Genomic DNA, 13,783 nt, shown 5'->3' with positions numbered 1-13,783 from the left:
ATCTAAGTCAGCAAGGGTTTAGTTGTTTTTTTAATCACTTGCTTACATAATTTAACGCGAGTTCCATCTTGATCCCAGTAAACTTGATCAAAAATTTCGTGGAGCAGACATAAACCTCTTCCATGTTCAGCTTCTTCGGGCGGTAGATGTTGGGATGTTAGGTTGTGACAATTGCACCCACGGGTAAACCCTAGTCCTTCGTCTGAAATTACCCAGGAATAACCTTCTTCAGTGACCGAAAAGTTGACTACAATTGATTTACTGGGATCTAATTTATTGCCATGTTTAGCAGCATTAACTAATGCTTCTTGTAAACCCAACCTAATTTCTGGTCTTAAATAGATAGGGATATTAGTTAATAACAAGTCAAGCACTGGACATAAATAAAGAGTAGATGTAAAGCTCATTGTTGTCCAGCTTTTCTTTGTCGGAGGCAGTGAAATAGAAATCACGCGTTTTACCTCAGTTGTTAATCTTTTAAGGATCTCATCTGTTTGAAATGCTTGTTTGTGTCATATTTATCAAGTCTTAGCTAGAGTCAGTTTTGGCAAATGCCACGTCAAGCTTTTACAAAAATCTAATTCATATATCAAGATGTAATTTATATAAGTCATAGTTGAGAATTAGAAAAAAATTAATCAACCCTAATTTTAGGGACTACCATCACTATAGTCAGATCGTAATGTTAATTAATAAAATACTTTTTGGAAAAGCCATTAAAAAATGAACCGCTTCCACTACTATAATAAACTCTTAGTTCATGGTTGTCTAAAATAAATTGATTTAATAAGGCTACTAAATAAATGACAAGTAATAAAAAATTAGATTCTCCTAAAATTGAAGACTATAAAAAAATAGGCTAAAACTACGAACTACCATGGAAAAATAGCTAAAAATACTTTCATAAGTTAAAGCTAGTATTATCATAGCATACTTAAGAATTGAGTCTTAACAAGGCTGCACATTCAATGTGGACAGTCTGTGGGAAAAAATCACTCGGTTGTACCCAAATTAACTCATAAGCTTTTCCCTGACATAATTTTTGGAGATCTCGTGCTAGAGTTGGTGGTTGACAGCTAATATAGACGATATAAGATGGTCGAACGTTTCTAAGAGTTTCGATGACTGATTGATCGCAGCCTTTACGAGGAGGATCAAGAATTACAATATCAGGTGAGAATGATAGTTGAGGTAATAAACTTTCGACAGTTCCCACCAAAAACGAAACATTGTTGATATCATTAAGCCGGGCATTTTTCCGCGCCTGGGTAACCGAATTGGAATTAACTTCTAGACCAATAACTTGTTGTACCTGTTTAGCTAAAGGTAAGGTAAAAGTCCCGATGCCGCAGTAAGCATCGACTAACTGTTCTGTTCCAGTTAGATCAAGTTGCTCAATAATTTTGTTTATCAGGTTTTCGGCCGCTTCGGTATTGACCTGAAAAAATGTATCAGACCCTAAGTGTAGTTCCAGTCCTACAAAGATTTCCCGTAAATAGGAACGACCAGCAATAGTTATAGTTTCTTGTCCGGAAATGACATTGCCCCGATGAGGGTTATGATTCAGGGAAACTCCTACTAAATCGGGATACTTTTTTAACCATATCTGTGCCTGTGTATCAACATTTTGCAGTTTTTTTTCTGTACTAACCAATGTCAAAAGTACTTCTCCGGTGTGCCGTCCTATCCTTAGAGAAAGATGGCGCAGTCTTCCCTGATGACGTTTTTCATCATAAATAGACCACCCTTGTTCTTGAATATCTTTTTTTACCTCGGCGAGGAGAGGGTTAAGGCGAGAATCTTGGATAGGGCATTGGTTAAGATTAATGATTTGATGACTATTTCTGCGAAAGTAGCCTCCTTGAACGTTGCCTGCGGCTGAACGTCCCAGGGAATAGGTGACTTTATTACGATAGCCCAGCACCGTTTTCTGTGCCAAAATAGGGGCAACAGGAGGATTTTCAAACCTACCAATATGTTCTAGAGATTTGATGACGTGGTTCTGTTTAACGATGCGTTGGTAATTCTCATCGATATGCTGCCATTGACAACCTCCACACTTATCAGCCACGATACAAGAGGGACGAAGACGATGTGGGGAAGGAGAGAGAAGTTTCTGTAATTTTCCGTAGGCATATTGTTTTTTGAGGTGAACTAATCGGACTGAGACGTGATCACCCGTTACTGTATCAGCAACAAAAATAGCACGTCCTTCAAAATGTCCAACGCCATCACCACTGTTACTAAGATCGGTAATTTCTAGTTCAATGAGACTTCCTTGTTGGTAGCCTTGGGTCATGGCAATGAAGCGTTTAATCTTCGCTAAAATTTAGAATAATTTCATTTTAGCTTGTCCTCTCTCACCCTTGGAAAAAGTGTTCGATTATTCCTAACCATTTCATCTTGAAAATCTCATCTCCTCTTTCAAAAAATGTCTTGTCCCCCAAAACTCAAATATGATCGCGGAACTCTAATTCTTCATCCTCCCCCCAAGGGAAAAGCTTGGATCAAATTGGCAACTTGGGATGTTCGCATCGGAAAGTTCCGTATTCAAGCCATTCACTATCACCTTTTGGTAAAGACTCTACAAGCTGATAAAGTTTACTTTATTGATGAAGCGAAAGCCTTTATTTCATTAGAATTAAAGCCTAGTTTCCAACGAACTCCCTATCCCCATCAACTTCAAGCCCTTGCTGCTTGGAAACAACATAACCGTCGAGGGGTAGTTGTCCTTCCCACAGCAGCGGGAAAGACTTATTTAGCCCAATTAGCTCTAGAGTCTACTCCCAGGACTACTTTAATTTTGGTTCCTACCTTGGATTTAATGCACCAATGGTATACTCAGATCATGGGGGTGTTTCCTAATGTTGAGGTGGGGTTATTAGGAGGGGGCTCGCGTGATCGCACTCCAATTCTAATCGCTACTTACAATAGTGCAGCTATTCACGCGGAAATTTTAGGAAATCAATATGCTTTTCTGATTTTTGATGAATGTCATCATTTACCGACGGATTTTTTCCGAGTTATTGCTGAATACGCTATTGCACCCTATCGGTTAGGGTTAACAGCAACGCCAGAAAGGGCTGATGGTAGTCATCGGGACTTGGAAACTCTTATTGGTCCGGTAGTTTATCACAAAGAGGTGAAAGATCTCGCGGGAGAAACTTTAGCGCAACATCAAATTGTTCAAATTAAAGTTAAATTATCCGAATTAGAAAGAGAAAAATATAAACAAGCAATCATTATTCGTAATGAATTTTTAAGAAAGTCTAATATTTCTTTGGGTAGTTTAAATGGTTGGCACTTGTTTGTTAAAACAAGTGCTAGATCTTCTTCAGGAAGACGGGCGATGTTCGCTCATAGAGAGGCTAAAGAAATCGCAGCAGGAACCGATGGAAAGTTAAGAATATTAACGGACTTAATTTGCCAACATTCCGAAGAATCTATCTTGATTTTTACTAAAGATAACGCCACCGTTTATCGAATTTCCCAAGAATTTTTAATCCCCGCCATTACCCACCAAACTCCTGTGAAAGAACGTTACAATATTTTAACTCGATTTCGAGAGGCAATTTACACAACTTTGGTCACTTCTCATGTTCTCAATGAAGGTGTAGATGTTCCTGAAGTTAAGATTGCAATTATTTTATCGGGGACGGGTTCCGTACGAGAGTACATTCAAAGATTAGGTCGAATTTTACGAAAAGGAACCAGCAAAAATAAATTAGCTATTTTATATGAGGTCGTAGCTGAAGATACTAGTGAGGAAAGAACATCTCAACGGCGACGAGGAGAAAATTAATATATCTCTCAACTAACTAAGTGAAGTTCCAAATAAAACCTAAAAACTAGAATTGCTCCCTAACAATTATTCCTAATAATATCGCTTTTAATTTAAAGTATGAAACCGCAGAGTATAAATTCTATCTAGACTAGAATTTTTGAGTTTTTTCTAATTAAATCAGTTAATTTTAACAATTCTCTTTATAAGAAGTAAAACTTTAAGGAGCTAAGCGGTCAATCTCCCAAGTTTTATTATCCTGCAAATTGTAACAAAAGCGATCATGTAATCGATTAGGTCTACCCTGCCAAAACTCAAAATAATGAGGAACAATTCGATAGCCACCCCAAAATGAAGGAAGAGGTACTTCTCCTTGAGCAAACTTACGCTGTATCTCATTAAATTTAATTTCTAAAAGTTGTCTAGAAGAGATAACAGAACTCTGAGAAGAAGACCAAGCACCTAGTTGGCTTCCTCTTGGCCGAGTGACAAAGTACTTAAGAGATTCTGCCGTTGAAACTTTAGCGGCTTTTCCTTTTATTTTGACCTGACGTTCCAGAGGAAGCCAAAGAAATAAGAGAGCGACAGAGGAATTTATTTCTATCTGTTTAGCTTTATTGCTTTCATAATTCGTAAAAAAAACAAACCCTTGAGAATCAAAGTATTTTAAAAGAACGGTTCTTAATGATGGTTCACCTTTAGCTGAAGCAGTTGCTAAACTCATGGCGTTTGGTTCAGGCAGTTCAGCTTTAACAGCCTGTTTAAACCAGGTTTCAAATTGTTTAAACGGTTCAGTTTCAAGGTTCTCACGAGATAAACCATTATGGGTGTATTCTTCTCTTAAAGCTCCAATGTCCATGAATTTTTGAATATGTTGGTAGCCGATAGTCCATTTTAAACTAATAACTCAGCTAATAACTATTGATGCTTACAATCAATTGTAAAATACCAGAGATTGTAAAATACCAGAATGCTAAAATCGCCAGATGTTAGATAATTTATTAATTTTAATTGTTAGTGGTTTATTTTCGGGTTTTTTGGCTGGACTATTAGGCATTGGGGGAGGAACTGTATTAGTTCCTCTATTAGTAACCCTTGGTTATATTCCTGTACAGGCTGTTGCTACAAGTAGTTTAGCTATTGTTATTACCTCTTTATCAGGAAGTCTTCAGAATTGGCGTATGGGTTATTTAGATTTACAGCGGGTCATCCTTTTAGGGTCTCCGGCCTTAATTACAGCTCAATTTGGAGTATATATTTCTAATTTACTTCCTGATTATATGTTGTTAACCAGTTTAGGGATTTTACTAATTATTAATGTTTTCTTAGGAAATTTACGTCAACGGTTAGCCACCAGACCAACTTCTACTTCTACCAAAACTGCCAAAATCTTTCCGATAATAGCTCGTTTAGGAACTGGAGGAACCGCCGGATTTCTGGCAGGTTTATTCGGTATTGGTGGGGGAGTGATTATAGTTCCGCTACAAATATTATTTCTAGAAGAAACCCTTAAAATTGCTATTCAGACTAGTTTAGGAGTGATTGTTATGACTACCGTATCTGCTACTATAGGCCACGCCTCACAAGGAAATGTTTTATTCCCTATTGGACTTATATTAGGAGCTGGAGGATTAGTTGGCTCACGAATCAGTACCAGTCTTCTACCGAAATTACCCAATAGAGTGGTTCAATTTTGTTTTTGTGGACTATTGGCCATTTTAGCCGTTTATACTTTTTGGCAAGCTTGGCAAAGTTATAGCAGAACGTAAAATTTAGAATAAACGACTTTCTAAAATCAGGAGAAATAAACAACTGTTGACCCCTAGATTAGTTGTTGGTCTACTATTGATGATTCATGATTAACCTGATAAATCCTTAGATTCTACTATCGTTTGAGTCTTGGTTCGATCTAACTTCAGAATTAAAGTACCTAAAGGCGGTAAACATAAATCAAGAGAACAGGGAAGGCTATGGAATGACCATTTATCAGTCCATTTACCGCCTAAATTCCCCATGTTACTGCCACCGTATTTCCTAGCATCACTATTAAATAACTCAGTATAAAATCCCTCTTCAGGAACACCAATTCGGTAATGACTATGAGGTTGAGGGGTGAAATTGCAAACTACAATCACAAACTCTGTAGGTTTCTTACTCCATCGAATGAAAGACACTACACTATGACGGTTATCGCTACAGTCAATCCACTGAAACCCTTCTTCTTCAAAATCACGGTCATAAAGGGCGGGTTCACTTTTATAAAGGGCATTCAGTTCAGCAAAAAACCGTTTAAGCTGTCGGTGGGGGTTATATTCCAACAGATGCCATTCTAAATCTTCCCAAACATTCCACTCACTCCACTGGCCAAATTCCATGCTCATAAACATGGTCTTTTTCCCAGGATGGGTGAACATATAGCTAAATAATGCGCGTACGTTAGCATATTTTTGCCATTCATCCCCTGGCATTTTTCCTATCATATTGCTTTTGCCATGTACCACTTCATCGTGGGACAACGCCAGCATATAGTTTTCACTGTGGTGATACCACATACTAAAAGTGATATTATTTTGGTGAAATTGGCGGAACCAAGGGTCTATCCCAAAGTAATCGAGCATATCATGCATCCACCCCATATTCCACTTGAGGTTAAACCCTAGTCCCCCAACATAAGTAGGCCAAGAAACCATTGGCCAAGAGGTAGACTCTTCAGCAATAGATAATACCCCTGGAAAATAGCTATAAAGAACACTGTTGACTTGTCGCAAGAAATCAGCGGCTTCTAAGTTTTCCCGTCCTCCATATTCGTTGGCTATCCATTCCCCGTCCTTTCTTAGATAATCACGGTAAAGCATAGAGGCAACCGCGTCTACTCGAATGCCATCAACATGATACTTATCGAACCAAAACAGAACATTAGCCACTAAAAAGTTACGAACTTCGTTACGGCCATAGTTAAAGACGAGAGTCCCCCACTCTTTATGTTCTCCTTCACGAGAATCAGCATGTTCATATAGGTGAGTGCCATCAAAAAAAGCTAACCCATGACCATCTTTAGGAAAATGACCCGGAACCCAGTCTACAATGACACCAATGCCATTTTCATGACACTTGTCTACGAAATACATGAAATCTTCGGGACGGCCATAACGCGAGGTGGGAGCATAGTATCCGGTGACTTGATACCCCCAAGAACCATCAAACGGATGTTCAGCAATGGGTAATAATTCAATATGGGTATACCCCAATTCCTTAACATAGGCAATTAGCTTATCTGCAAACTCATAATAGCTAAGAAAACGCGCCCCTGTATTCCATTCTGAGACTTGGACAGGGTCTAATTCTCCATTAAGGACAGAAGTCTTTTCTTCCAAAGAAGCGTGTAACCATGAACCTAAATGAACCTCATATACTGAAATTGGTTGACTAAGGGGATCTTGATTGCGGCGATTTTCCATCCAGTCAGCATCTTGCCATTGATAGCTTTCGAGATCGGCAACAATAGAGGCAGTTTTTGGACGAACTTCCTGAAAAAAACCATAGGGATCAGATTTTTCATAAATATGGCCTTCCCAGTTTTTAACTTCATATTTATAGTGTACTCCCACACCAATTCCGGGAATAAACAATTCCCAAACATTATTAAGGCGTTTACGCATTTGGTGTTGACGGCCATCCCATTGGTTAAAATCTGCCAAAATAGAAACATTACGAGCATTGGGAGCCCACAAGGCAAAATAAACTCCCTTTACCCCGTTAACTTCCGCTAAATGTGCCCCTAATTTTTCGTAAATGCGGTGGTGGTTTCCTTCAGCAAACAAATGTAAATCAAATTCGGTTAATTTAGGAGAACAGAAACCATAAGGATCATATATAATACGCTCGTTTTCTCCTTCTTTTACCCGCAATTGATAATTGTTTAATTGGGAAGTTTCAATAATGCACTCAAAAAAGTTAGGATGATGAACCGCTTCCATCTCATATTCTTGGCGTTCAGTAGGATATACTATCCAAGCGGCTTGAGCGTTTGGTAGATAGGCGCGGACAACCCATCGAGGAGAAGAGCTATCGCTACTGAGAGGATGGCAACCCAACACCTCAAAGGGATCATGGTGTAGGTTGTAGACAATTTGATTAACTTGATCAGGGGAAATAGTTGGGATCATTGAGTTACCAATCTTAACAAACTCCGAAGGCAAAACTGCCCTAGTGAATCTTACTACTTACTTTACAATTAGCTGAAAAAAAAGCATACTAGCCCTAGTTATACTGATGCAGTTTGCCCTGATAGGTAAAGGTCTGTAGGACGGTTTAATATACTCCTTCTTGAGTGAATTGTTCCGAATTCGCATCTAGGTATCACTGACCTATTCAGACCGCTTAACTATCTCTACTTTCACAGTAGTTAGCTAGAGGTGGAGCTTCCTCCGTCGTCCGATCAAACCTAGTTTTCGGACGTCTTCTAACATTGTTTAGCGAAATTCGTATATTTTTTTGTATATGTTATTTAAGTGATTAGTCTAAGTATAACGGTAAGCAACCGCTCTAAAGTAATCGGTACCTTAAAAGTTGAGGAGTTCTGATAACCGCCGTTGAACTTTACTAATGTAGGGATCACCGGTCAATAATTCTGATAAAGCGCGGCAATAGTCTGCGGTTGCACAATTCCAATCTCCACGGAGATAGTACGTATATCCCCTTTCCCCATAAATTCTTCCTTTAAGGGGTTTTCCAATCACTAAGGAAAAATCAAAGGTTTCCAAGGCCAGATCGTGCCATTCCAATTCTCGCAAGGTAATTCCTTTGTTAATCCACGCTCTTTGATTATAAGGGTTTAAGTCTAAGGATATTTCGTAGTCTTCTAACGCCTTAACTAAATTACCTAAATTAGCATGACAGTTACCTCGATTATTATAGGCTTTGTCGAGGTAGGGGTTAAGGATAATAGCTTTTTCAAAGTCTTCCATGGCCCTGAGACAGTTCCCTTGTTTACAGTACATTAACCCTCGGTTATTGTAGTCTATAGCACTATTAGGATGACGGTTAATCAATTGGTTAAGCAGAGCAATAGCTCCTCGATAGTCTTCTTGTTTAGCTTTTTCTCTGATATACGTCCGTAACCCTTGGTCTGAGATTTTCTGATGCTCTATTGAACAACCTAGAATTATAGAACGCCAATGATTCCCTTCAGTTTGTATTGGTAGTTCAGATCTTCTTGAATTAGAGTTGTAAATTGTATTAATTTCCATGATTTACTCTCTTTATCTATTTTAATATTCACCGTACTCGACGATTTTTACGATAACTAGTTACATTGTGTCAATCTAATAATTGTCTTAAATTAATAAGTTAGCTTTTATAGAACAATCATAAAAAATAAAAATAAATAATAGCTAAAAGCCTTACTAAATAAATATCATAAGTCTATAAATAAATATTTATACAGTTTTTAAAAAAAAATAAAATAAGATTCAATAAATAGTCATTGAAGTTATTAGTTATAAATTTATCATACCTAGCTTAAAATAGCCAATATCCAATATTTTTTAAGCTAAAAGACTTTTTTGAACACTACATTAGCCTGTTTTAACAATTTCCAAATTTTTTCTAAAATTTTGGTTTATTCTGTATGTTTACAGAAAATAGGAAATAGAGAAACAAGAAATTCTACACCATGTAAGATGATGTTTTCCTTAGTCTTCATTCACTTATAGTATCATGACCAGCTTAGGAAGAAAAGTATCAAGATAAATATTAAATTATAGTATAATTTTATGTGTAGATTTAGAGTGTATTTTACATTTTATGTTTAAAGCATAAGAAACTATTTTCTGTATCTTAGATGTAAAATCAAGATTTTTTATTTTAGCAAAATTATCAATAACTCTTGTATAAGAGTTACATAAAAATATATTTTCACAATATTTAGTTATTTTTTACTTTTATAAAAAGAATAATAATCTTGGTATAAGCTGGTCTGCTCTGACTATTTTATTTACACGAATTAATTATTGCTTTTTTTAGTTATTTCTTATTTTCTTGAGAGGCAATTTTATAAAACTATTAAATCATTCCAGGTTATATCATTGCAATCAATTATCGTGTATATATTAATAGTATTATCCGTTTGATTATCTTAGGTCTAAGAAAGTACAGGATAATTTTAGTTAATTACGAAATCCTTAATTGTAAGTAAATAGTTAAAAGGTTTTTAACTTCTAACAATTACTATAGTCGACATTTCTTTCTCTACTTCTTTCATATTTTTTCCTCGCTCTCTAACCACTCCCCGACAAACTCTAAAGAACTATTAACCAAAGTTAATAAAGGGCCAGTTTGTTCGGTTCCTTTTACGCTGAGATCGCTATGACATAAAATAATTTTTTCTTCAACGCGTCCCAACAAATCCTTTAATATTCTTTCTAGACGAGCTTTATCGGCTTTGAATTCATCTTCAGGAATTAACCTTCTTCTTGGCCATTCTCGTGCAAATAAAGGTGCACCAAATAACACTGATGCCCCCCCTTTTTCCCATAAGATTGAAGACGCATCTAGCCAAAATTGCCAACGGTGGGAATTACGTAATGAACGGTACTGAAAAATCGTTGCCAATGTAACAAAACCAGGTGTTTTACCTAAATAACGAACTGGTTGAGGATTGGCTGTAATAGTTCCCCGACACAACAATTCAATAAACTTGGTCAGGGTTTCGCGGTGTGGTGGAGGTGTGACATTATGTTGACGTAAACGGCGATCAACTTCCCAAAAATGTTGGGCAGTTTCCATCAATTTCCGTAATGCTGCAACTTGCTCGTAAGGTATGTAACTCCTGATCATCACAAAGCGTTTAATTGCCAGATCTAAGATAGTCACTGGAGTGGTTAATGGTTTCTTTTGTAACAGGGTTTTACTGTCGGTGATCCATTGACAAATTGCTTGATAAGCTTCGGTAGCACGATGTCCTAGGCGATCCCAACGAGAAAAAGTTTCAATAGATAATAATTTAGGGCATTCCGGATCGATATGGTAGCAATAATCTGCAATCAAGCCCGCCCTGACTGGATCGATCGCCGAAACTAAAGTTTGAGTTTCATCTATGATTTGTTGACTCAATACCGTTAACATTTGGGCTACATCATCAGTCAAAATCAGTCTTCCTAACCCTGGATATACCAACCCCAATAAGGATAATAAAGCACGGACTATCGAACAACTAATTAAAGATCTTTGTTCATTTAGGGGTTGAATAGGAATTCCGGCGTTTGAAACAATTGAAATTAAAGTATAACGGGCAATTTCGTCTAATCCTGGGGCGATAATAGCGATATCTTCGGGAATAACTCGGTTAACTTTAATCGCTTCAATAATCAATTGTGCAGTTTTACGTAATAAGTCCGCACGGGAGATAGTTTGAATTGATGAAATATACTCAGGCAAATTACTGATTTCTGAGGGATCAGTGGCTAATTTCACTAATAATTCTCCACAGTCTGCAACTAGTCTTGAAGGTGAGGGTAACACTTCTACCCGGCAGCGAGAGGCTAATTTAGATAGATATTGAGGATCAGCGTCGAGTCCTAGACGAACTTGTCCATTATAATTATATGTAAATACCCCAAATACCCCATTGTCAAGAAGAAAGTCGAATAAATTTTTAGTTATCGCTGGATAATCATCAACATCATCGGCAAAAACACCTTGATAGCGATTAATTAAATGTTGTTGATACCTGGAGTTAGGGAGAAGATATCGCCAATAGAGAGTATAAACTAATCCATAAGTAAGTAAACCTTTATCCAAACACCAATTCTGCCATTTTAAAATCAACTTTCCTCTCAATTGCCAATTTGATTCTAAAGAAAGTTCCGGGTTATTTAAGGAATCATTATAGCGATCGTCTTCGAGTAAACCCTGTTTTAGAATATAGGGGATATCTTCGATCGGAATACCACTAGCCCCTGCAAGCTGTAATAAATCTAAGGTTTGACGGACAAAGCGAGACTCACTGGTTTTAGTTAGTTGAACCTTGGCTGGCTCTAAATGCGACCGCCATAGCTGGAGAGCTAATTCCTGTTCTGTTTCTGGACGCAATAGTAGGGGAAATTGAGCTTCCAAGGTTAATTCTTCAAATAGAAGTGGCCAAAAAAGGGTGACCTCCTTGGTGATAAATCCTAAAGGAGTTTTACAGATAATGGGATAGCTACTCTGAATAGATAAAGAAAGTTTTTCGGCAAGTTTTCGAGAATTGTCACTGTTTGCCGATAAAACCAAGAGTGAAGACGCTAAATTTTTAGGAACGAAATCAGGAACCGAAATTGTTTGAAGGGAATCATGTTTTTGGTTAAGCCAATGACAAAATTCCTTAGCAAGATAAGTTGTTTTCCCACTGCGGGTTGTTCCTTCAATCCAAAGGGGTTTACTATTCACACAGACTCCTTAATCCAATTTGTTAACATAACATAATACAATCTCCTTATTTTAAGAATGCAAGTTCCTATTCCCATGAAACTTAAATCCTTCATTCAAAATACCTCAGATTGGTTCTTAGCAATCCCAGAAAAATCATTAAGTAGCGCTTATAAATCTGCTTTGAAAATCAAAGAGATTGAAAACAAACATTTTGGAGGAAAAAAAGTATCTGTCGAAAATTCTAACTATGGAACAAGCATTATTACTTATTTTGAAACAGAAGTTAATGGCTATTTACAAAAAATAAATACGGGATTAGCTTTTTTTAAAGCTAGTCGTTTTTTTTTAAAAATATCCGATCTGCAAGATAAACAACCTTATTTAAGAAATCAACAAGATAACCAGTATCAAGATACAAATACTTCTATTATTTTTGACAAGCTTGAGTTTATTGATGAGGTAACAAATCACTATCAAACTCCTAATCTTCATCCGAAAATAGAGTCTGAGAGTGAAACAATAACTCCTGGAGAAAAAATAAATCAAAGTAAGTTAAGTTCTACAAATAATGAAAACTTAAGTGAATTTAAAAATACTGGCGTTAGCCAGAAAAAAAATAATGATAATTCTAACTTAGCCTCTGCTTCAAAAAAAACTGGGGTACTTCCGAGATCTTTTATTAATACACTCAACCGAATTAAACAGGAAATTGATCCTAAATCAGGAGAAACTGAAGAAGAGGTTTTGGTTAAATACCGTAAATCTCGTTACCGAACTGCTTTATCAATTAAGTTTATTTTGTTGTTGATTATTGTTCCTTTACTTACTCATCAATTAACTAAAACTTTTTTCTTAACACCTATTGTTGAGAGATATTTTACAAGTCATGAACAAGTTATATTCATTAATAGAGATTTAGAGGAAGAAGCATTAAGTGAATTACAGCATTATGAAGAAACTTTAAGATTTAGAGGGCTAATCGGATTAGGACCAGAATTTACACCCGAAAAAATCAGGGAGGAAATTAAACATAAAGCCGAAGAAATAACCGATGAATATCGACATCATGGAATTGATTCTATTGCCAATATTTTTGCAGATATTTTCTCTTTTGTTTCTTTCTTTGTAGTCATAGTCACTAGTAAAAAAGAAATAGAAGTGGTTAAATCTTTTCTTGATGAGATCCTTTATGGGTTAAGTGATCCAGCTAAAGCTTTTTTAATTATTCTCTTTACTGATATGTTTGTGGGGTTTCACTCTCCCCACGGATGGGAAGTAATTCTACAAGGAGTTTCTCGTCATTTTGGACTCCCAGAAAATCAAGAGTTTAATTTTCTATTTATTGCGACCTTTCCCGTGATATTAGATACGGTCTTGAAATATTGGATATTCCGTTATCTTAATCGTATATCACCTTCTGCGGTGGCGACTTATAAAAATATGAATGAGTAACGGCAATCTTTTTCCTGCTTTTATTGGAGGATATAGTTGCTTAAATAATAATCAAAATCAACCAAAAATATAATATTTATACTAGCAAAACTAATAGAATTCAATTTTAATAAAATTGACTAGCAACTCAGTTAAAGTTGA

General features: G+C 36.5%; 9 protein-coding genes. 3 read left to right on the top strand and 6 right to left on the bottom strand.

Translation table 11 applies throughout. The features are described from left to right. Positions 1–2: 2 nt before the first annotated feature. Together P3F56_RS09865 and rlmD are read right to left on the bottom strand one after the other, a co-directional pair. On the bottom strand, positions 3–452 hold the full coding sequence (locus tag P3F56_RS09865; RefSeq protein ID WP_281152677.1) for an ATP-binding protein: 450 nt from the start codon (positions 450–452) through the stop codon (positions 3–5). A gap of 482 nt (positions 453–934) precedes the next feature. After that, positions 935–2,299 (bottom strand): 23S rRNA (uracil(1939)-C(5))-methyltransferase RlmD, encoded by a 1,365-nt coding sequence (rlmD, locus tag P3F56_RS09860; protein ID WP_281152676.1) that lies wholly within the window; start codon positions 2,297–2,299, stop codon positions 935–937. A gap of 132 nt (positions 2,300–2,431) precedes the next feature. Here rlmD and P3F56_RS09855 point away from each other — a divergent pair, with 132 nt between their 5' ends. Then, on the top strand, positions 2,432–3,802 hold the full coding sequence (locus tag P3F56_RS09855; RefSeq protein WP_281152675.1) for a DEAD/DEAH box helicase: 1,371 nt from the start codon (positions 2,432–2,434) through the stop codon (positions 3,800–3,802). Positions 3,803–4,001: 199 nt separating this feature from the next. Here P3F56_RS09855 and pdxH read toward each other — a convergent pair whose 3' ends face one another. Then, positions 4,002–4,640, bottom strand: a complete 639-nt coding sequence (gene pdxH / locus P3F56_RS09850) for a pyridoxamine 5'-phosphate oxidase (protein WP_281152674.1) — start codon at positions 4,638–4,640, stop codon at positions 4,002–4,004. 127 nt (positions 4,641–4,767) lie between these two features. Here pdxH and P3F56_RS09845 point away from each other — a divergent pair, with 127 nt between their 5' ends. Beyond that, entirely contained in the window at positions 4,768–5,550 is a 783-nt protein-coding gene (locus P3F56_RS09845) for a sulfite exporter TauE/SafE family protein (protein ID WP_281152673.1), read from the top strand. A 90-nt stretch (positions 5,551–5,640) separates the two neighbouring features. Here the strand turns inward: P3F56_RS09845 and glgB are convergent, their stop codons facing one another. The 3 genes from glgB to P3F56_RS09830 form a co-directional block, all read right to left on the bottom strand. Further along, a complete protein-coding gene (gene glgB / locus P3F56_RS09840; RefSeq protein ID WP_281152672.1) occupies positions 5,641–7,947 on the bottom strand; it encodes a 1,4-alpha-glucan branching enzyme in 2,307 nt (768 codons plus the stop codon). Positions 7,948–8,343: 396 nt separating this feature from the next. After that, the gene (locus P3F56_RS09835) at positions 8,344–9,030 is read right to left on the bottom strand and encodes a tetratricopeptide repeat protein (protein WP_281152671.1); all 687 of its coding nucleotides are present in this window, start codon (positions 9,028–9,030) and stop codon (positions 8,344–8,346) included. A 1,009-nt stretch (positions 9,031–10,039) separates the two neighbouring features. Beyond that, on the bottom strand, positions 10,040–12,208 hold the full coding sequence (locus tag P3F56_RS09830) for a recombinase family protein (RefSeq protein ID WP_281152670.1): 2,169 nt from the start codon (positions 12,206–12,208) through the stop codon (positions 10,040–10,042). Positions 12,209–12,283: 75 nt separating this feature from the next. Here P3F56_RS09830 and P3F56_RS09825 point away from each other — a divergent pair, with 75 nt between their 5' ends. Further along, positions 12,284–13,642 (top strand): proton extrusion protein PcxA, encoded by a 1,359-nt coding sequence (locus tag P3F56_RS09825; protein ID WP_281153799.1) that lies wholly within the window; start codon positions 12,284–12,286, stop codon positions 13,640–13,642. Positions 13,643–13,783 lie beyond the last annotated feature (141 nt).

The organism is cyanobacterium endosymbiont of Epithemia clementina EcSB (genome assembly GCF_029919255.1).
In the GTDB taxonomy this organism is placed as follows: domain Bacteria; phylum Cyanobacteriota; class Cyanobacteriia; order Cyanobacteriales; family Microcystaceae; genus Rippkaea.
The sequence above is the reverse complement of the archived record's forward strand: the minus strand, read 5'-3'. Positions and strand labels throughout refer to the sequence as shown.

What these genes read in the sequence shown, in the direction of transcription:
- rlmD (WP_281152676.1), bottom strand. Translation starts at nt 2,299, where the DNA reads ATGACCCAAGGCTACCAACAAGGAAGTCTCATTGAACTAGAAATTACC.
- P3F56_RS09855 (WP_281152675.1), top strand. Translation starts at nt 2,432, where the DNA reads ATGTCTTGTCCCCCAAAACTCAAATATGATCGCGGAACTCTAATTCTT.
- pdxH (WP_281152674.1), bottom strand. Translation starts at nt 4,640, where the DNA reads ATGGACATTGGAGCTTTAAGAGAAGAATACACCCATAATGGTTTATCT.
- P3F56_RS09845 (WP_281152673.1), top strand. Translation starts at nt 4,768, where the DNA reads ATGTTAGATAATTTATTAATTTTAATTGTTAGTGGTTTATTTTCGGGT.
- glgB (WP_281152672.1), bottom strand. Translation starts at nt 7,947, where the DNA reads ATGATCCCAACTATTTCCCCTGATCAAGTTAATCAAATTGTCTACAAC.
- P3F56_RS09835 (WP_281152671.1), bottom strand. Translation starts at nt 9,030, where the DNA reads ATGGAAATTAATACAATTTACAACTCTAATTCAAGAAGATCTGAACTA.
- P3F56_RS09825 (WP_281153799.1), top strand. Translation starts at nt 12,284, where the DNA reads ATGAAACTTAAATCCTTCATTCAAAATACCTCAGATTGGTTCTTAGCA.